The 21,213-nt window shown below is 36.9% G+C and carries 18 protein-coding genes; 8 read left to right on the top strand and 10 right to left on the bottom strand.

Annotated elements, in window-relative coordinates; translation table 11 throughout:
* The first annotated feature begins 171 nt into the window (after positions 1-171).
* Positions 172-1,908: a C4-dicarboxylic acid transporter DauA gene (gene dauA / locus PQG52_RS02835; protein ID WP_271827801.1), complete on the top strand. Its 1,737-nt coding sequence runs from the start codon at positions 172-174 to the stop codon at positions 1,906-1,908.
* Positions 1,909-1,968: 60 nt separating this feature from the next.
* On the opposite strand, the gene PQG52_RS02830 is transcribed toward dauA, so the two are convergent.
* Entirely contained in the window at positions 1,969-3,528 is a 1,560-nt protein-coding gene (locus PQG52_RS02830; RefSeq protein WP_271800821.1) for a glucan biosynthesis protein, read from the bottom strand.
* Positions 3,529-3,720: 192 nt separating this feature from the next.
* Positions 3,721-4,329 (bottom strand): NUDIX domain-containing protein, encoded by a 609-nt coding sequence (locus PQG52_RS02825; RefSeq protein WP_271827800.1) that lies wholly within the window; start codon positions 4,327-4,329, stop codon positions 3,721-3,723.
* 220 nt (positions 4,330-4,549) lie between these two features.
* On the opposite strand from PQG52_RS02825, the gene PQG52_RS02820 reads away from it, so the two are divergent.
* A complete protein-coding gene (locus PQG52_RS02820) occupies positions 4,550-4,963 on the top strand; it encodes a DUF423 domain-containing protein (protein WP_271788966.1) in 414 nt (137 codons plus the stop codon).
* A 21-nt stretch (positions 4,964-4,984) separates the two neighbouring features.
* On the opposite strand, the gene PQG52_RS02815 is transcribed toward PQG52_RS02820, so the two are convergent.
* From PQG52_RS02815 to PQG52_RS02795, 5 genes are read right to left on the bottom strand one after another with little or no spacing between them, the layout of a single operon-like run.
* A complete protein-coding gene (locus PQG52_RS02815) occupies positions 4,985-5,911 on the bottom strand; it encodes a tetratricopeptide repeat protein (protein WP_271788967.1) in 927 nt (308 codons plus the stop codon).
* Positions 5,908-6,885 carry an MlaD family protein gene (locus PQG52_RS02810; RefSeq protein WP_271788968.1) on the bottom strand — a complete coding sequence of 326 codons (978 nt, stop codon included), beginning with the start codon at positions 6,883-6,885 and terminating at the stop codon, positions 5,908-5,910. The genes PQG52_RS02815 and PQG52_RS02810 overlap by 4 nt, the downstream gene beginning before the upstream one ends.
* A gap of 1 nt (position 6,886) precedes the next feature.
* The gene (locus PQG52_RS02805; protein WP_271788969.1) at positions 6,887-7,579 is read right to left on the bottom strand and encodes a P-loop NTPase family protein; all 693 of its coding nucleotides are present in this window, start codon (positions 7,577-7,579) and stop codon (positions 6,887-6,889) included.
* 3 nt (positions 7,580-7,582) lie between these two features.
* Positions 7,583-8,602, bottom strand: coding sequence for an MlaE family ABC transporter permease (locus PQG52_RS02800; protein WP_271788970.1), 1,020 nt, complete (start codon positions 8,600-8,602; stop codon positions 7,583-7,585).
* Positions 8,599-11,049 carry a cache domain-containing protein gene (locus PQG52_RS02795; RefSeq protein ID WP_271827799.1) on the bottom strand — a complete coding sequence of 817 codons (2,451 nt, stop codon included), beginning with the start codon at positions 11,047-11,049 and terminating at the stop codon, positions 8,599-8,601. Before PQG52_RS02795 ends, PQG52_RS02800 begins: the two co-directional genes overlap by 4 nt.
* A 293-nt stretch (positions 11,050-11,342) precedes the next feature.
* On the opposite strand from PQG52_RS02795, the gene PQG52_RS02790 reads away from it, so the two are divergent.
* From PQG52_RS02790 to PQG52_RS02780, 3 genes are read left to right on the top strand one after another with little or no spacing between them, the layout of a single operon-like run.
* Complete coding sequence (locus PQG52_RS02790) at positions 11,343-11,816, top strand: low molecular weight protein-tyrosine-phosphatase (protein ID WP_271827798.1); 474 nt, start codon at positions 11,343-11,345, stop codon at positions 11,814-11,816.
* Complete coding sequence (locus tag PQG52_RS02785) at positions 11,813-12,625, top strand: fructosamine kinase family protein (RefSeq protein ID WP_271827797.1); 813 nt, start codon at positions 11,813-11,815, stop codon at positions 12,623-12,625. Before PQG52_RS02790 ends, PQG52_RS02785 begins: the two co-directional genes overlap by 4 nt.
* Before the next feature lie 20 nt (positions 12,626-12,645).
* Positions 12,646-13,407 (top strand): class I SAM-dependent methyltransferase, encoded by a 762-nt coding sequence (locus PQG52_RS02780; RefSeq protein ID WP_271827795.1) that lies wholly within the window; start codon positions 12,646-12,648, stop codon positions 13,405-13,407.
* A gap of 26 nt (positions 13,408-13,433) precedes the next feature.
* Here the strand turns inward: PQG52_RS02780 and PQG52_RS02775 are convergent, their stop codons facing one another.
* Positions 13,434-13,868: a 5-fold beta-flower protein gene (locus PQG52_RS02775; RefSeq protein WP_271827793.1), complete on the bottom strand. Its 435-nt coding sequence runs from the start codon at positions 13,866-13,868 to the stop codon at positions 13,434-13,436.
* A 395-nt stretch (positions 13,869-14,263) separates the two neighbouring features.
* Between PQG52_RS02775 and PQG52_RS02770 the strand changes: the two genes are divergently transcribed.
* A complete protein-coding gene (locus tag PQG52_RS02770) occupies positions 14,264-15,580 on the top strand; it encodes a multidrug effflux MFS transporter (RefSeq protein WP_271827791.1) in 1,317 nt (438 codons plus the stop codon).
* 59 nt (positions 15,581-15,639) lie between these two features.
* On the opposite strand, the gene mqo is transcribed toward PQG52_RS02770, so the two are convergent.
* Positions 15,640-17,127: a malate dehydrogenase (quinone) gene (mqo, locus tag PQG52_RS02765; RefSeq protein ID WP_271827790.1), complete on the bottom strand. Its 1,488-nt coding sequence runs from the start codon at positions 17,125-17,127 to the stop codon at positions 15,640-15,642.
* A 388-nt stretch (positions 17,128-17,515) separates the two neighbouring features.
* Between mqo and PQG52_RS02760 the strand changes: the two genes are divergently transcribed.
* Positions 17,516-18,364 carry an ABC transporter permease gene (locus PQG52_RS02760; protein ID WP_271788978.1) on the top strand — a complete coding sequence of 283 codons (849 nt, stop codon included), beginning with the start codon at positions 17,516-17,518 and terminating at the stop codon, positions 18,362-18,364.
* Between the two features lie 5 nt (positions 18,365-18,369).
* Complete coding sequence (locus tag PQG52_RS02755; protein ID WP_271800830.1) at positions 18,370-19,137, top strand: ABC transporter ATP-binding protein; 768 nt, start codon at positions 18,370-18,372, stop codon at positions 19,135-19,137.
* 88 nt (positions 19,138-19,225) lie between these two features.
* Here the strand turns inward: PQG52_RS02755 and PQG52_RS02750 are convergent, their stop codons facing one another.
* On the bottom strand, positions 19,226-20,917 hold the full coding sequence (locus PQG52_RS02750; protein ID WP_271827789.1) for an alpha-keto acid decarboxylase family protein: 1,692 nt from the start codon (positions 20,915-20,917) through the stop codon (positions 19,226-19,228).
* Between the last annotated feature and the right edge of the window lie 296 nt (positions 20,918-21,213).

The following is a 21,213-nucleotide window of genomic DNA, read 5'->3' as shown; positions in this document are numbered from 1 at the left end:
TATAAAGAAAATTTATTATTTCTCTAATCAATGATTCTTTATGAGATGTTGGCAACAATTCTCTTTTAAAAAAAATTAATTCTTGTAACCTATTTTATACAAGATTGAAATCTCGTTTCTGCAGTTCTTCTTGAAAATACTCATCTATGACGCAATTATAACGAGGATTATATGCATAATAAAAAGACTATACTAAAAGCCCCATCCATTGCTACGGGGATGATTGATACTTTTCGCAAGGGTTACCGTTTTTCTGATTTTAAAAACGATGCTTTGGCTGGCTTAACAATTGGAACCGTTGCTGTTCCCCTTTCAATGGCTCTAGCCATTGCTACAGGCGTTCCTCCTGAACATGGATTATATACAGCAATTGTTGCTGGTGCTTTAATTGCTTTAACTGGGGGGTCAAGATTTAATATTTCTGGGCCTACCGCAGCATTCGTTGTTATTTTATTTCCAATTGTCAAAGATTACGGAATTGGTGGGCTACTCCTAGCAACCATGATGGCAGGGACTATCCTGCTCTTAATGGGACTAAGTAAAATGGGACAGCTTATTCGTTTCGTACCTTACCCTGTTGTTTTAGGCTTTACCGCAGGAATTGCAATTATTATTGCTATTCTTCAAATTCCTGATTTTCTTGGCTTACATACTGAAAAACTTGGTGATGATTTCGTCGAAAATATCAGTATTATCTTTTCTTCATTAGGCACCATTAATCCTTATGAAATGGGTGTTGGTTTATTCACTTTAGTGCTTTTAATCTTATGGCCAAAATTTAAAATCCCTCTTCCTGCGCCTTTGGTTGGATTGATTGTCGGTGGTATTGTTGCTTATTTTATTAATAAAGGAATCAGCGGTGCTGAGATAAAAACGATTGCTTCTAATTTTACGTGGCATGCAAATGGGATGAGCGGTAATGGTATTCCTCCTATTCCTCCTTCCTTGATAATGCCTTGGGCACTGCCTGGACCTGATGGTCAGCCATTAGTGATTACATATAAACTGATTCATTCGCTCACTGGTCCTGCATTCGCTATTGCAACATTAGGTGCAATTGAATCTTTGTTATGTGCTGTTATCGCAGATGAATTAACTGACACAAAACATAATCCTAACGCAGAATTAATTGGACAGGGCATTGGAAATATCGTTGCACCTCTGTTTGGTGGGATTACTGCGACCGCGGCAATTGCCAGAACAGCCACCAGTATCCGCAGTGGTGCGAAATCTCCTATTGCAGCGATTATTCATTCGATTTTTGTGTTATTAGCTGTTGTTCTTTTTGCATCCTTGTTAGGTTTTGTTCCAATGGCGTCTTTGGGTGCCTTGTTATTCATTGTGGCATGGAATATGAGTGAGGCAAAACATTGTATTCAAACCATCAAAACATCCCCACGTAGTGACGTCATTGTTTTATTAATTTGCTTTGGGTTAACTATTATATTCGATATGGTTATTGCTGTTGCCGTTGGTGTCGCTTTATCTGCTATCTTATTTATCCGCAGCATGACCTACGCATCGAAAACAGCTCTTATTGAGGAACATCCAGAATTAGACGAAATAGCAAAAGATATCGTTGTGTTTGACATTAATGGCCCTTTATTTTTTGGCGTTTCGGAAAGGACAATCGCATCGTTTAAATCTTATGAAAATTTACACAAGAAAATTGTTGTTCTTGATATGAAAGATGTCATTAGTATGGACGGAACTACGATCTCTGGACTACAATCAATAAAAAAACAAATTTTTAATAACAATCAATCGTTAATTTTTGTTGGGGTATCTACAGAAATCATCCTCTCTTTAAAACGGGCTGGATTGCGAAAAATACAAGGTAAACTCACATATTGTTCAAATTTTCAACATGCACGTGATACAGCCACAAGATGGTTAAATAATAGATAACCATAAAAAAACCTAGACCTTCAATAGATCTAGGTTTTTTTAATTAATAAATAGCAAGCATTATGCTGTCCAACGATACACCCATTTTTCAGAAATAGGTTGATCCCCATCCATTAGAACGCATTTTAACTCTGCTGTTTTAGCATTCTCAGGTGCGAATTCAAACGTTGTTCGCCATCCATGAGTCACTGGGTTAGCCTCGACAACAATATTGCTAACTTTACCTGTCGAACTAGTAACATTTAATGTCAGTTGTTTATTAGTCGGAAAATGATTCAAAGGGCCATCAAAGAAATCGATACAGAAAAACCGAACATCAGGCTTATCAACTACTGCGCCAATACGTGTTCCTGCTACTCTTGCAAGATCTGAAGTCCAAGGATTATCCCAACCCCAATATAAACGATAGGTAAATGAATATTCCCCACCTTCTTTAAAAGGCTGTTTGGGACGCCAAAAAGCTACAATATTATCATTAACTTCACTTGGCGTAGGGATTTCTACCAAATTCATGCTGCCTGATTGCCATTCGCCGACAGGTTCAACCCATAATGACGGGCGCAATTCATAATGCAAAGCCAAATCTTCATATTGAGAGAAGTCACGTTTACGTTGTATCAAGCCAAACCCTTTGGGGGCAGTATCCATAAAGACAGAATATTGTAAATCAACAGGATTATTCAAAGGTCGCCATATTTGCTCACCAGTCCCTGTCCACATTAACAGCCCCTCACTATCATGAGCTGCTGGACGCCAATCATCGACATGATTACGGTTATTCGCATCAAAATAAAACATACCAGTTAAAGGGGCGACCCCGCCATTAGCAATGGTTTTACGTGGATAAAAATAGCTTTCTACATCGAATGTTGTTGTATCACCTGGACGAATAGTAAACCTAAATGCACCCGTTAAAGAGGGGCTATCTAATAATGCATAAATAACAAGAGATTCAATCCCAGATTTTGGCTGCACAATCCAAAAAGATCTAAACAAAGGGAATTCTTCGCCTTGAGGATCCGCAGTGCCTTTGGCAAAACCACGAGCAGACAAACCATATTGTTGACCTTTGGAAACAGCTCGGAAATAAGAGGCACCTAAAAAGACAGCAAATTCTTCAAACACATCTTTTTGATTTAGACGGGTCATCAGCTTAAATCCAGAGAATCCTAAATTATCCTCAACTCGCAATTTTGGATTTTTGTAGTTAAACATATCAGCGTTATACGGCACCGGCTTGGAAATACCATCCACCACCTCGTAAATATCAATACGAGGTCTGTACAAAAAACCTCTGGGGAAAAATTGCACTTCAAAATTTAAATTGCTGCCGTGCCACAAAGCACTTTCAGGTTTAAAGTCAATACTACGAAACCCATCAAAATCTAGCTTATCAATAGCATCTGGCAATTTATCACTAGGAGCTTTGTAAGATGTTTTGGCCATATCACGAGCCAACTGTCGAACAGTTGTTTGATCGAAAGGCTTGCCTTTCTCATCGTCACTTGATTTGCTATCAGCAGCTACTGCTTGAGGTAATAACGAACCCGTTGCTTCCCCAACCACACTTGCCAATGAGATACCTGCAGCTGAACGTAAAAGATCTCGACGAAATACCACGTTTAACCCCTTAAATAACTATAGTTGAATAATGTAAGATAATAATCAGTAACAAATAAAATCATATAATTTTTATTATTATCCAGTTTTTAAATAATAACCATTATGCCTGAATGATTGTAATTTCACCTGGTCAGCATACACGAAAAACCATAATTTGCAAATGACACCCTTTATCACACAAATAAGTAACTACTCTAAATAATCTAAACAATGTAGTTGAATATATTGTATCAAAACAACTGTTTTTAAATCCATAATTTCGCCTTCTTGAATTTTCGTTATGGCTTCTTGCAAAGATATTTCTAACACCGCAATATCTTCGCCTTCATCACGGACGCCACCGCCTTGCTGCACTTTTTCATCAACACTCGCAATAAAATAATATAATTTTTCAGTTGATATACCAGGGCAGCTATATAAGGCATATAAATAATCTAGCTGAGCTATATGCCATCCTGTTTCTTCTTCTACTTCTCTTATTGCAGCGGTTTTAGCTGCGGCCAAAGCGTCTTTTGGGTGATTGTCAAAATCTTTCTGATCAATATTTCCAGCACAAGCCTCAATAACAGGTCGGTTATCACCGCGAAAAACAATGGGAGCACGCCATTGAGAAGTTAACACTAATTTCTTTGTATCTTGACGATAAAGCAAGACAACAACACTATCACGTGCTTTTAGCACTTCTCTTTTCAAAGACTCTATATGGCCGTCCTCGTATTGTTGCAGCATTTCAGTCATTTCTAACCTAGAATGTCCATCCCATAAGTTACGTGTATTTTTTAAAGTCATTTTCGACATGATATAATCCTCTTTATATGAAAAATTTATACGGTTTAATAAATGATACCCTGTATCACTCTCACCTATTTGTTACATAGTCCACGACTACAATGTGCATTTTATTTAAATGCTATAATATAAAACTTGTTTTTTCTTATAATAATAATTATTATTCTCATTTAAAATAATATTGTTTCTTGAAATGATATTTTACTTCATATCTTCTGATTGCTCTAACATGACGTCAAAAAAATCTTTTTTATCTACTCGCCTCTGGCTGGCAACTGGTGCATTTTATGGAATGACCGCTGTTGTCCTTTCTTCCTTTACCTCCCATCTTCCTGATCAATATTTTTTTGGTAACGGCAGAGAAATGGCGCGTATTGCAGATACGATCCTACTGATCCACAGCATAGCTTTGATTGCTGTTTCTATTTTACAAAAGGTCTGGCAACCTTCAATTCATCTGAATATCATAGGGTGCGCTTTTAATATTGGGCTTTGGTTATTTTGCGGGGCTGTTTTTTATACAGCACTAACGGGTCTTCATCCGCCTATTCCCTTGGCTCCAATGGGAGGAAGCACCCTTATTATTTCGTGGTTATATTTAACCATCGCAGCCTTTTTAGTTAAAGATCGTCATAATTCTTGATAACGACGATCCTATAATAAATTACTCTGATGTTTTACTAGTTTTCTTACTTAGGTCAACTAAAGCATCAGATGCCAATTGATACGTTAATTGGTCAGCATGAAGGCTGGCTGCACGATCTAAATACTTTTTGGCATCGACATAATCCTTAAGTAACAACGCACTTTTCCCAGCTCTGACATAAAATTGTGCTGCTGAAACAAAGTTTTTTTCACCCTCGCTAATTAATCCTTGTAAAGCCAGAGTCCGAACCATGGCACGATATTCAACTTGGTCACGACGAATATCTTGTGCTTCTTTGGCTGCTGTCATTGCTTGCTCATATTGTCCTTGTCGATAAGCCAATAAAGCATGCAATTCCTTTTGATCTGCTTGCCAACTTTTCTCTATCTTAGCTTTGCTTTGAGATAAAAGCTGATCTAACTTTTGAGAATATTGAACAATGTCATTTACATTACCTGCATCATTCGCAATCAAGGCAGATAGAAAATACGCACGTTCCTGAATATCTTCATCCTTGCTCTTCTCAGCATTTTGGGCGGCTAATGCTGCGTCAGATAAACGGTTCATACGATAAAAAATAGCGGCATTAACCAAATCTAATTGAGGGCTGATCCCTTGTCCTCTAATTTTTAATTCATTAGTGGTTTTCTTAACCGTTTTCATTGCATCTTGCACGTTATTTAGCCCAAGCTTTATAATGGCCAGATTATATCCTGCATCATCAATATTTGACACATCATCACTTGTGATCGCATAATCAAAAGACTTTTGGTAACTGGTCTCTGCCTGTTGCAAACGATCGTAAAAAACTGCCTCGTCTGCAACATCCATCGTGCGATCGAATGGATCATCTCGCACAGGATTGCTTTCTTGTCCACCACCACAAGCGGTCAGACCTAATAAAAGAGGAAACAATAATGCACAATTTTTGTATAGCAACCTCATGGTCTGACCTCACGTGCTGGTAAGCGTTTTGAACGACGAGGTTCTTTTCCATTCCCCCCTAATAACCACAATCCTTTGACCTGAACAATTAACTTTTGTAAATCAGCCACGGTGGCCTGTAATTGTGTCATCATTTCAGGTAATTGCTCTGTTGAATTTTTAATATTTTTGCTAATCGGAACCAAGTTCTTTGTAATTGGAACCAGATTTGGTGAAGCCTGAGCAATATTTTTGGAGACCTTACCAAAATTGACAACCATTGTATCTGCATGGGTGACCACTTTGTTCAAATTATTTTCAATAGGCTGCAATTGTTCAATAATATTATTCAATGTTTGAACCATATTTTCAGCACGACGAATAAGCTCGTCATTATTAACCAGCTGACCAATGGATCCTTTACCCTGTTGAATATTTTCAACAATCATTTCCAAAGAAGCCATCATATTTTTTGCACTATCCATTGTGGGAACAATACGTTCATGGATTTGCATAACCATTTGAGAAATCTGATCTGCAGGGTTAGGCTCTGTCTTCGCAACCAATACCGCATATTTCCAATCGAGTTTGGCACTATACCCGCGCGTAATGGATACATATGCTGCTCCAGCAACAGCAAATTGCCTTTTAATGGTTGCTTGGCTATCGCGACGTATAAAGGTGGTCAATTTCGGATCAATTGCCGCAACAGCAGATAATCCACCATCTGGATTAACATTAATTTTCTTAATGGTTCCGGCACTAATCCCAAAAACCTCAACATTATCCCCAACAGATAAATTATCCACCCCAGTCTGAGGCAAAATAATATTTAACTCTGCAGCTGGTGTCATCCAGTCTCTTAAGACACCAGCTTCAATCACGGCTCCAACAAAAGCCAATAAACACAATAGTACTAATCCGCCTGTCCACTCATTGGCGTATCTTAACTGAAATAACTGTCGTGTTTTCGTATATTGTTTACTGTTAAACATTTCATCCCAGCCGTATTGAGGTTAAACCTTTTTCTTGTAAACGCATCCAATGCGTTACACGATCTTTATAATCATTCCACAAACTAAATTGGCGTGTAAAGCAAATGATACCCGCCCCTCTATTTTGAGCAATATTCAACATCTCCAGTAAAGGAGACATAAGCTCAGCAGAGGAACTCTCTGCTGGATATTCCAATAATAACAAATCCGGATTATTTAACAAAGCGCGGACACATGATGCGCGAAACAGATCGATCATCGTTGCTTCTCTCGCTGTATCCATAGGTAACCCTGGCAATCCAAATTTACGACAAAGCGTCATGGCTTGATCGACTAACTTATCTTCATCGATCCGAGTGTGATGTAATGAAGGCAGTAAAATATTCACTGCAACTGAATACATATCCATCCAACCGTTTTTTTGAAAAACACGGCCGATACATCCACGCAATGCTGATAAACGTGGTTCTTTTAAATCAAACCAATCTAACCCCTTAAATAATACTTTACCGTCTCTTAAAGCAACCATACCACTACACAAATCTGCAAAAGCTGTTGCTACTTCTAAATCACGACATTCTATAATGACGCACTCTCCTGCTTTGACCTTTAAATCAAAAGCAACAGGTGGCAAGTAATTTTCATCAAATGAAGGTTTTGCTTGGTGAATATCTAATAATATTTTATTTGCCATTTTTTAAAAATCCAACGTAAACAAAATATTCACCACCATGATCAGCATGATCCCACGAGTGAAACCTTTGGGTAGTAAAGTGGATGGCTCATCGTTCACCTTAACATTCATGCCCGTAATACAAGAACCAACTCCAATCATAAATCCCATAACAATAAATTTCAAAGGGACTAAAACATAATCTGCCACAGACATTGCAGCTAAGATATTACTATAAAATGTCCAGATCGAATCTTGCATCGTTCCCAGAGCATAGGTAACAACATATCCCATAAATAAAGAAGTCGTACCAAAAATCATTCCCAAAGTAAAACTACCGATCGTAAAAGCCCAAGCTCTGGGTAAAACAATCGTAATAAATGGATCAATTCCCATTACTGTCAAAGATTTAAGCTGCCCCCCCATTGCTAGTAAGCTGCATTCTGTCACAGTCAGGATACCGTTACGTCCCAACAAAATCATTCCAACTAAAATCGGGGCTACTTCTCTGACCAAAATCGTGATTAAAATAGGCCCTGTCATCTTGGTTAATCCAGCCGCACCTAACCAAAAAATTGCTTGCGACACCACAGCCAACCCAGCCAATGTTGCTGTAAAAAATGTGCTAAAAAACCCCCCACAGACAACTTGACCCAGCGACCTTTTAAATTCGTATTTTACGGTGCGACGCCAAGTAATGGGCGAGATGCTTTCAACCAGCACCCCCCATGATGCAGCCAAAACACCCAATAAAAAACGAAAGTAACTGCGGGTTTTTTCACCAATGACATATAATATTGGACGCAAATACCAAAAAAGAATTATCCCAATTTTTTGCAACCATGCAAAACGGCCATCTTTTACCAATTTCAATTGAACAGAAAGACGCTGCGTCTGATCAATCTCGCGATTGCGAATATCCTCAACATATTGATCAAGATCATTTATACCATCTTTATCCAAATCAGACAGCATGGCTTCTACGCGATTTTGTTCTTCCTTTTGCTCCGAAGGTTTTTTTTCAAAATCATCTGAATATTTCATCGTCTACCAGCAAGAATAAATGTATGTGAAATACCAACCTTAGGAATGTAAAATGTTCCTCTTGGTCTAAATAAAAAGTCATTCCTAAGAGCCATATAAGCACTTTGCGTAACTTGTACTGCGCCACCATCTGTGGCCATACTGGCCATTAATCCAGACATTCCAACTGCTGGTCCCCATAAATTAAAAGTTCTGGGTTCTTTACCAAACCAAGATCCCAAAGCTGCCCCCACATCTATTCCTATACCGAAATTAGATTCAGTCCCCATACCAGGTATCATTTCTATACAAGCTGCTCTCATATCCAGTGCAGCATGCGCCAATCGAATCGGTGCGGTAATATCGGGTTCTTTTGTACATCCGGCAACAGCAACCAAATGACCACCCATAATTTTTACATAAAATAAACCATATTTCTTAGCAATATCTTGTAACACGATGACCAGTTCACGGACAGGCGTTACGAGTTTCGAAGATTCATCGATATCAGAAGTTAAATAACCACTGAATGTAATGTTCATTACAGCAACTGCTGGGTAAATTCCTTGTTGATCGTCTTCACTTAAACTATCAAAATCGAAATTTTGATATTTAACTGTGCCTGGCTTTACTAAAAATTCTGTCTTTTCATCATTGGTTAATGTCGACAAATCATCATGAATATCATTTGTCAATTTTTCAAGGGGAGTAGAAGGATCTATTTTTCCTTCAGAGCGAACAAGGTTTGATTCATTCATTTGCACTTCTGCAGCAACAAACCGCATTGCAACTAGGCCTGCAAAAATCTTAGTAATATGACGTATGTTATGTAGATGTGGTGTATCTTCGATAATCACAGCCCCAATGCTTCCATCTTTTCCAAGGACAGGTGTAATTAGTACAGATTTTGTTTCCGCAGAACGCATGAACAACCTATAGAAATTGACAATACGAGAATCATTTACCGCATCTTCAATTTCAAAGGTTTCACCTTCAGTAATAGCCTTAAAAAAGTCTGGGATCTCTTGAATAGAATATTGCACGCCCTCTGCATGATTTCCATCTTCATTATCATAAAGATCGTTGCAAATTAGTGACTTTTGATCTTCAGAAATATGCCAAATACTAACTCTTTTCGCAGAAACTAAGTTACATAGCCCTTCTGTTAAAATTAAGGCTTCATGATTGGGATCAAATATCTCTGGCTGAGACGCGATCATCTCGATTGCATTATCTTCTTGTTCAGCAATATTTTGAACATTTTTAAACCGTTTCCATAATCGATCCATTCTGTGACCTTGATAGATCAATACGCCCGCCATTGCCGCAGCAAGAGCAACCACTAATAATGAAAATAGTAAATTTTGCTTACCGCTAGTAACTGCAAAATTGGAAAAATCACTTTCTGGAATAACAATTAAGACCACCCAACTTTGAACAGATTCTGGAAGCTGTGATGTGATACTAATATAATTTCCAGCAATAGAATCGATTGATGAAGATAAAGGTGTGTCTTTATCTGTATTCGTTTGTTCATCTTTTTTAATTTTAAACGTACGAATACCGATACCATCAACTAAGAATTGATCGTATGCTCTTGCAATAACCGGGCTAAATTTTGGGTTAATCTTACTTGTTTCGGCATTCCATTCATTATCACCAAATTGCATTAATAATCCTGGTGAGGCGATGATATTCTTTTGACGATCAACAATAATAGCTCTGGCGTGTTGACTGATATTAAGTGAGCTTAAAAATGTGGTTAATTGCTGTAAAGAAATACTGACTGCGAAAACGCCCTTCTTGCCATCACGGTCTTGAAATGGAATGGAGGCCGTTATCACCAACCCTTTTTTTGATGGCATTAAAGACGGGGGTGACCATGTTAATTTACCACTTGTCATAGCTTGCTTATACCATGATCGTAAACGCGGATCATAAGCATTGGCTGGTCGTAACGATCGGGATAGTTTTTTACCATCAAAGGTGGAAAACTCTTCTAAAAATTGTCCTCCATTTTGATCTGGTTTTAAAGTAACTACCCTCACCTCGTTAGGTTTATCCACGATACGTTCAATCATCGTAAAGTTACCTTTTTCATCAGCAAGGTAAAATGATTGCAACTGTTTTGTTTGGCGCAAGCTACTCATGACATATGTATAAAACATTCCTGTTTCATATTCAGATGGAATATGAGAAAGCATATCAACAACCAATTTACTACTGATTGTTGCAGGGGAAAGGTAGCTCATAACCTCTTGAGAGACACGTGATTGCTCGGTTTTCAAAATTATATGAGTAAGTTTTAAAATTCCAGATTTAGTTTGACGATAAGAATGTAATGTTACCCCAACGACAACGAATACAACCAAAACCACCCCTAAAATAGGAACGCCTATACGTAAAAATAAACGCCAGAAACGATTTACTGAATCCTTGGTTGGATCAACAATTTCACCAGCAGGCACTTACAATTCCCCACAGCTAATAAACAAGGTTTTTATAATCTATAAAATAATTTAATAAACTTATCTTAAAATTAACAAAACCGTTCAAATTAATTATAGTATACAAAATATATTCATTGCTTATATCTATAATTATAATAAATTTCAATATCCCAATAATTTAACGCTATAATTGTCGTTGAATTTTAATAATTTTTTAATCGTTCTGTTATGTGATAAGTAAATAGATTCATTGCAACAAAAAATCTCTATCACTTTAAATAATTACTCTAAAGCTATATTTGGACAATAAAATGCATTCTTCTTTTTCAGTATTATTTGTTTGCCTTGGCAATATTTGCCGCTCTCCGATGGCAGAGGCTGCTTTTATCAACGAAATTCAAAAACGACAATTACATATTAAAGTTGATTCAGCTGGATTAGGTTCGTGGCACGTTAATAACCCACCGGACAGAAGGACAATCAAAGAAGCTGCACAGCATAAAATTGACATTACACATTATCGCGGTCGACAAATACAATCCGAAGATTTTGTTGATTTTACTCATATTATCGGAATGGATCATAAAAATATCTATCATTTAAAAAAAATAGCTCCACCAGAATGCCTTCATAAAATATCGTTACTAATGGATTATTCTCTTACTCATAAAGGTCAGGAAATTGCCGATCCTTATCATGGAGATCAATTGGATTTTGAAGTCACTTGGAAGCAAGTCGAGCTTGGTATTATTGGTTTGGCAGATTATTTTGAGAAACAATTATGAATAAACTCTCGCTCGTTCAAGTTGCTGAGCAACATCTTGAAAGTAAAATAATAAAAACACAACCCTTGACACAAGGTGACCTTTCAGAAGCGTTCATCGTCACCACAAGTGAAGGGCAAAATTATGTCGTTAAAAATGGATTTTCCCCTACTACCGAAGGGAAGATGCTAAAGTTTCTTGAGCAACATCATATTGATGTACCAAAAGTAATTTTTGCAAATGATCATCTTTTGATAATGGAAGCAATCCAAGAAACTAATTGCTTATCCAAAGAGGCTTGGCAAAATCTTGGACTTACATTAAATAAATTACACCAAATACATCATTCATCCTACGGATGGAAAGAAGATTATGCTTTTGGAAAATTACTGCTTAAAAACAGCTTTAGCAGTAATTGGGTAGAGTTCTGGCGAGAAAATCGTTTATTATGCTATATTAATCAGCTTCCTAAACCTATTGCCATCCAAATCGAAAAATTAATCGCACGTTTAGATCATTATATTCCTACTTATCCGCCTATATCATTGTTACATGGAGATTTATGGTCTGGAAATATTATTACAAATATCAATCGACCATATTTAATTGATCCTGCGTGTTATTTTGGTCATAACGAAGTTGATATCGCGATGTTGAATATTTTTGGCAGCCCGCCAGAAGCTTTTTATAACAGCTATTCTCTTTTAGAACCAGACTGGCAAGAACGCTTACCCATCTATCAACTTTTTCCTGCGATAGTACATTATATTCTTTTTGGAGATTACTATGTTAATATGATCCAAACTTTATTAACTCGTTTAAAATTATAGATTCTTTTGGAAATTTTTTTATGATTAACAAACCTCAAGAGTATGTTGCACAAAGTTATGATCCACGTGCAAAAGATTATGTCTCCAGTCAAGTTCATGCTTTTGGTCCTGACCTTGAACAAATCAAAGCATTACTTAGCACTCACAGTAGCGCGTCTTTGCTAGATTTAGGATGTGGCGGAGGACATGTTAGTTATTGTGCAGCTCCATTAGTCAAAGAAGTTGTGGCTTGTGATATCAGTCAAACCATGTTGGATGCCGTATTACAAACAGCCAAGGAAAAATCCTTAAACAATATTATAACTCAGAGAGCTCAAGCAGAGCAACTGCCATTTGAAAACCATCAATTTGACTGGGTTATTAGTCGTTTCAGCAGCCATCATTGGCATAATTTAGCACAAGGCGTCGCTGAAATAAAACGTGTACTTAAACCTAATGGCACTGCAATTATTATTGATACCATTGCCCCGTTAGATAAAACAGCAGACAGCTTTTTACAGGCTATAGAATTACTAAGAGATCATTCCCACGTCAGAAACTATAATCTGGCGGAATATACCCAAATTTTCTCTATTCATGAATTAACAATAAATTCAATTACACAAAGAGAATTAAATTTAGAATTTCATAGTTGGGTTAATAGAACCAAGCCTTCTGCTCATTGTATTCAAGCGATTATGGAGCTTCAACAAATAGCCCCAGCGCATGTCAAAGATATTTTAAAATTTCAAGAAGATCATGGTTTCAGCCTACCCACAGCTACTTTTATACTAAATAGATAGGCTAAAAAATTCAGTTAAAGCAATAATTAGTGCTTTAACAACATAATCGCACCGATGATGTTGCCAGGATCAACTTTTCCGATCAATGTGGCGTCAGGTGCATACACATTACCATCTTTTTGCAAATGACCTATAATTTGACGACGTGCATCATAAATATTGCCATTGGTTGCGTCATATTGACCAACTTGGACATTACTTTTATCAAAAATCGAACCTCTATTATCCACACGTCCAACTAGTTGATTGTCAGATCCAAAGACAGAGCCATCTTGTTGTAAACGACCTTTAAATCCACTAACATTATCGTAAATATTTCCTTGATTATCAATATGCCCAACTTCTTTGCCGACATTATTATAAATCTGACCTTTTGCCATAACGTTAGATGTTGAAAGCAATAATACAGTTGCAGCAATAGCCATGCCTGATATTGTTTTATTGAGAAAACGTAACCGCATAATATATATACATCCTTCCTTATATGAATAATGAATAGGATAGCAGAACAAATAAAACAAACAAGGGTAAGATTGCTTGAGATCATTAAAATTAGACAAAATATAATTGGTTATTTTCTTTTTAATGTTGATAATCAAACTGTGTTACATATATAATGAATGTCTTAAAAGAATACAAAATCCATAGCTTACTATTCAAAATAAGGCTTTACGTCCCTTGTAGAATTAGGATAAGGAAGAGGCAAACAAGTCATGATTGATGAACCAATCATATTTGTCTGTTTATATGTAGTTTTATAAATTCTGATTATTTATTCGATCAAATATTACCCAATACCCATCGTAAAACAGTTAATTATCTTACAATATTTCAATTATTTTGTGGAAATCAAATCTTGAGCACTATCTCTACAACGCCCCCTTCAACTGAAAATAGCTTTAATGAAAAGCTATCAATGTGGGTTATTATTATACTTGGCTTGCTCACAGCAATTGGGCCTTTGGCAACAGACATGTACCTTCCTGCTTTTCCGCAAATCAATCAAGATTTGGCTGGTTACGGTGATGGTGCAGCAAAAATGACCTTGACGGTTTGGTTTATCGGATTAGCACTTGGACAACTTTCCATCGGCCCGATATCAGATCGTCTAGGACGCAGAGCCCCCCTCTTAATTGGAATCATCATTTTTACTATTGGCTCTATTGGCTGTGCAATTTTCTCTGACTTTTACGTTTTTTGCTTTTTCCGCTTTTTATCTTCATTGGGTGGTTCAGCAGGGATGGTGATTCCCAGAGCGATGGTCAGAGATATTTCTTCTGGCTCTGGTGGCATCAAGATCATGGCACAACTCGCGCTCGTTAGTTGCATCGTCCCAATTGTTGCCCCAACATTAGGTGGACTTATTGTCATCAAATTTCCTTGGCAAATATTATTCTGGATCATGGGCATTTACGGGATTATTGGCAGTTTTGTTGTATATTTCTATTTGCCAGATACATTAATGCCTAGATATCGTATTTATTCGTCGATTAGATCTATTTTTTGGCGTTATATTCGTATTGTCCGCGAACCTATATTCCTGACTAATACGATGATTACTGGCTTTGCCCTTTTTATGATTTTTGCTTATCTGAGTGGTACTCCCGATGTTCTAAGCAAATCAATGGGATTTACAAAATTACAACTAGCCATATGGTTTGGTATTAATTCTTTCGTTATTGCAGCATGTAACCAAGTAAATGGCTTGTTGCTGAATAAAATCCGTCCATATATTATGTTGAACGTCGCTACAAATATTGCTTTTGCAACCAGTATTTTATTTATCATTATCTGTTTACTGCCAATTCCTTTAAATACAACAGCGATTATCCTTCACTGTGCCCCTATTGTTATCATTATGGGATGCTTGGGATTTGTATTTCCTAACTGTACCATTTTTGCTTTTATTCTTCACGGTCGACGTGTAGGCAGTGCATCCGCTTTACTAGGCACCATTCAATTCCTTCTTGGAGCCATGAGCAGCTGGATGATGAGTAAACTACCTGCTACTAATATGCTATCTGTTGCCATAGGGGTGTTTATTGGCGTATTAGGTATGTTTATTTTTAATTTGTGGCGTCGAAATACAACAAGAACAATTATCAAAAAAATGAAAGCTGGCGTTAGACAAGGACAGCATAATTACTATGCTTTTCTAAAAGATCTAGACTAAGACAGTTTGTAAAAAAAACCTACCAAATGGTAGGTTTTTTAGAGATATCAAAAGTGAACTTAGGCTAAATGTAACACTTTATTGGCAAAATCATGCACTTTGTTATAAAGCGTAGCATCTGTTTGCAATTCAGCTTCTCGTGCTGGAAAGATTTTCTTAATTTTTTCAGCCCAAGCCCCTTTGACTTGTTCAGGAAAACATTTTTCAATCAGATTCAACATCACAGAAACAGAAACAGAAGCTCCAGGTGATGCCCCCAATAGTGCAGCTAAGGATTTATCCCCTGATGTAATAACTTCGGTTCCCATTTGTAAAATAGAGCGGCCATATTGATCCCTTTTGATAATTTGAACCCGTTGCCCTGCAATTTGTCGTTTCCAATCCCCTTCTTTGGCCAAAGGATAAAAGCGATGTAATGCAGCCATCCGTTTTTCCATCGTTTGTGTGGATTGGTCGATTAAATAACGAATAAAATCAAGGTTATGAATACCAACAGAAACCAAAGATTCGATATTATCTAATCGTATTGAAGATAATACATCAAAATAAGATCCTTTTTTTAGGAACTTGGTGGTAAACCCTGCATAAGGTCCAAATAAAAGTGATTTTTTGCCATCAATGATTCGAGTATCTAAATGCGGTGCAACAACGGTTGGTAATCCTTCTGTTGATAGTCCATATACTTTGGCATGATGTTGTTCAACAATATCAGGATTATCACAACGCAACCACTGTCCACTTACTGGAAAACCACCAATACCACGACCTTCAGGAATTCCAGACTTTTGCAGTAATAACAAAGCTGCACCACCAGCACCAATAAACACAAAACGAGATCGAATTAATTTTTCCTCACCGGTAATGACATTTTTACTTTTAATTTCCCAAACATCATTAACACGTTTAATGTCTTCTACTCTTTCGCAATATCCAACATCAATATTTTGCTGCGCTTCAAGATGAGCAAGTAACTTACGTGTTAAGGCACCAAAACTAATATCCGTTCCGCCCTCAACACGAGTTAGGGCCATCTTCTCGCCTGCGGACCTGCCTTTGGCAACCAAAGGAGCCCAATCTTGAATTTGTTGGGGATTATCTGAAAAAGCCATTTTATCAAAGCCAGGATGCTGTTTTAGCTTTTCATAACGCTCTTTCAAAAAGGCAACATTAGCTTCACCTTGCACAAAGCTCATATGAGGAACAGGATTAATAAAATCTGTAGGTGTTTTAAAAGCACCATTAGCAACAAGATGACTCCAAAACGATCTGGACACTTCAAATTGTGCATTGGTAAAAATTGCTTTTTTTAAATTAACCTGTTGCCCAGGAATAAAAGGCGTATAATTTAATTCACATAATCCAGCATGACCTGTTCCAGCATTATTCCATGCACTCGAGCTTTCCTCTGCTCCTGTATTGCGCACTTCTAAGATTGCCATTTTAATGTCTGGGTTAAACTCTTTTAATAATGCCCCCAACGTTGCACTGACGATACCCGCGCCTATTAGGACTGCATCTTTAACTTCATTTGTAGATATATTTTTCATTTTACCGCACGTTTATATTACCAAGCAGAATTACTAATCATTTGGTCAATATACTCCAAATTTGAAAAATGACCTATATAAAGCCTGATAATATTTTCGAGAACAGAAAAAATAAAAATAATTACAAGTATAAAATACTATTTACTTTGGATTATCTGTACATAAATTTTAGACTAAATAATATTGATATTATATTAAACATTACATTACAAATTAATAGTAACAATATTTATTAAGAAACAATTAATTCATCATAATTTGCTTGAAACAAAACAACATACCAGCTTTTGAAAATCAAAAACAATTATCTCTTTCTCATTTAATATTTATACAGTAAAATCATATCAATTATTCATCGCCATACTTTATCGCTTCCAAGGATATTATAATGTCGGATCATGATCCAACAATAGTCAAAGAGCCTGTCATTGACCTTAGGTCTGTCAGTCTCAGTCAAAATGTCAAACTTGCTTTAACAGACCTCTTTCAAGGATTGATACAATGGCGATTAGGATGGAAATTAGCACTACTCGATATTAAGTTACGCTACCGCGGATCGATCCTGGGACCTTTTTGGATTACCATTATTATGGGAGCCAAAATTTCTACAATCGGTATTTTATATGCGTATTTATTACACTTGGACTTACAACATTATTTTACTTATGTTGCTATCTCTGTTGTTCTGTGGACATATGTAAATGGTATGGTTAACGATAGCTGTCTCATCTTTACCAGTTCAAGCCAGCTTATTTTATCACAACGACTTCCCTATAGTATCTATGTTTGGCGCAATGTTTTTTGTAACATTCTAATTCTCTTACATAATTTATTAGTAATTATCGTGGTTTTCACTATTTTTAGAATTGTACCTTATACATTATACTTTTTACTGCCAGCCGCAATCTTATGGCTTGTAAACAGTCTTGCATTAGGGATTATATTTGGAATCTTAGGTACTCGGTTTAAGGATATACCCCCTATTGTTGCTGGCGTGATGCAATCTCTTTTCTTTATAACGCCAATTATTTGGAAAGTTAGTTCCCTACATTTTAATAGTAACTATGTTCTTTTAAATCCTCTTTATCCATTATTTGAAATTGTCAGATCTCCTATTCTAGGTGAGAACGTATCTGCTTCAATATGGATTGCTGCAATTGGCTATAGTCTTTTTTTATGGATAGCAGCATTATTCATTTTTAGTAAAACGCGTTTTCGTATTCCTTACTGGATGTAAGAACCATGCCTAGTATTACTGTAAAAAACCTCTCTATTTCGTTTCCTTTATACCATGAAAATACACGCAGCTTGCGTAAAATGACGCATTTGTTCATTTCAGGTCGTTTAAGGCAAGATCAGCATAAAAAGATCCTTGTCCAAAGCTTACGTGATATCAATTTTACATTACGTCAAGGAGATAAAGTTGGTCTGATTGGTCAAAACGGCGCAGGCAAGACAACATTACTGCGAACCATGACGGGCATTTATGAGCCTGTTGTGGGACATATTCGTGTCGAAGGTAGTATAAGCACGCTGCTTGACCCAAACGCAGGTATGAATTTTGGATTGACAGGCAGAGAAAATATTTATTTAAAATGCTCTATCAATGGATACTCAAAAAAACAAACACAAGAAATCGCAGAAAGCGTTGCTGAATTTTCCGAACTGGGTGCTTACCTTGATCTGCCAGTCAGAACCTACAGCTCTGGGATGCAATTGCGTCTAGGATTTGGACTTGCAACTGCTATTGCCCCTCAAATTCTAATGATGGATGAATGGTTTTTAACTGGAGATGCTGGCTTTATTCAAAAAGCAACCAAACGTATAGAAAACATGGTTCAAAATTCTCAAATTCTGGTCATTTCGACCCACTCTGCTGAAACAATAGCAAAATGGTGTAATCGCGTATTATGGTTAGATCAAGGATTTTTGAAAATGGATGGTACTCCCGAGGAAGTATTACCTATTTATTTGAATAAACCTTACGAAGAAATAGTTAAAAAAGACTAGTCCATCATTTTATCGAGTATCACAATAAAAAGCCCTCTTTATATAAAGTAAAGAGGGATTTTTTATATCTAATATTCGTCTTTAGGGCTTAACCTTTACGAGGCGCTCTACCATTTGCCCTGGCAACTTTTTTACCCCAAACAACAAGGTCAGGAGAACAATCTTGAGCGTCAATCTCTACCTCAATTAACGTTGGGCCATCTTTATGTGCTAATGCTGTTTGCACGGCTTTTTCAAGTTCCGCACCGTTTTTGGCTTTGATTCCAAGACCTTTACCATCTTCAGCATTAAAAACATCAATCAAACCTGCATAATCCCAGTTTTTAATACGATTATATGGACCATCATGAATCTTAACTTCGATCGTATAACCAGCATTATTAATTAAAATAATAATAACAGGTAAATTACGACGAATCATCTGACACACTTCTTGTGCTGTCAGTTGGAATGATCCATCACCAACCATAATAATATTACGACGATCTGGCTCTGAAACAGCATATCCAAACATAGAAGGCACAGACCAACCGATATGTCCCCACTGCATTTCTGATTCTACACGTGCACCATTAGGAAGTTTGAAATGCATACCGTGGAACCACGAATCCCCTGTTTCAAGATATAATGTTGTATCACCCGTAATCATGCCTTGAATTTGACGGCATAACTCAACTGTTGTTAATGGCGCTTGACCTTCTGCAACCGTTACTGTTTTAGCAGCGTGATTTTTAGCTCTGAATTGTTCTAAATATGCAGAATTCTTTTTCACAAGTGGGGTTAATACTGGAATAAAGTCTTTTAAGTAAACACCACTAAATTCTTTTTTTCCAATCCGTGTGTGGTGTGTCGAAATCCAAATATCGTGGTCATCAAGCAATTGACATTCCCAGCCAACGGTTGAATAGTCGTTAAATACAGCACCAATGTAAATGCGACAATCTGAGTTCCTAACAAGTTCTTCTACACCAGTAGAGCTAATCTCTCCCCAATATGTACCTACATATTCAGGTTCCTCTTCTGGAAACAGACCTTTAGCTTGCGCCATGGTGGCAACTGGGCATCCTAGTTGTTTACCAAGTTGCGTAATTTTTTTTGAAATCACACATCCAGCAGAACGTATTTTACCACCAATAATCATGACTGGATTTTTTGCATTTTCTAATGCTTCTAAACATGCCTGAGCAGCTGCTTTTAAACTTTCATCATCACTGATTAAACTATTTGTGATGCTACTAATTGGTCCTGGTTCCGTACAAGGCTGATTCGCAATATTACAAGAAATCTCAATATAAGCAGGTTTGCGATTGCGTAATGCTGAACGAATAGCATGGTCAATCAAACAAGGGGCTTCATGTGCATGAGCAATTGAAACGGCTTCACATGTAATTTGTTTTGCCATTTCCAATTGATAGCGATAATCAGAATATCCCATTGTATGATGTAAAATATGACCACTGCCATAATCATTATTATTTGGAGCGCCAGAAACCAATAACAGTGGTAGATTCTCAGCAAAAGCCCCACCAACAGCATTAAAAGCACTAAATGCACCCACACTGAACGTCACTACAGCAGCGCCCATTACACGAGAGCGCGCATATCCCTCTCCAGCAAAACCGCAGTTAAGTTCATTACAGCAGTAAACTTGCTCTAAATCTTCAACCTTTGCCATTTCATCAAGTAAGGTTAGGTTGTAATCGCCAGCAACAGCAAAAACATGGTTTAAACCCAGCTGTGCTAAACGAGTAGCCAGATATTGTCCAACAGTATATTCCACCAGAAATCTCCTATATGTAATAAAGTATACTTTTCTTTTTATAAGCTTTTTAAATACTAACGTCTAAAGTGAAATTTGTATGAAAAATATAATTATCAAATCAACACATCATTCAAACATTAATAAGAAGTCACTTAAATAACTTTGTCTAGCCTAACATAGCATTTTTTATATCGCAATATTGTGATGGAACAAAGGAAACACAATTCGAGCATCATAAAGCAAAGCTAAATAAAAAAATCATATTTCGTTATACATATGGGTGCTATTTGCAATTATTCAATTCATTGATTTCA

Source organism: Commensalibacter communis, from assembly GCF_947179105.1.
GTDB lineage: Bacteria > Pseudomonadota > Alphaproteobacteria > Acetobacterales > Acetobacteraceae > Commensalibacter > Commensalibacter communis.
Note: the sequence above shows the minus strand (reverse complement) of the source record. Positions and strands in the feature narration are given on the sequence as shown.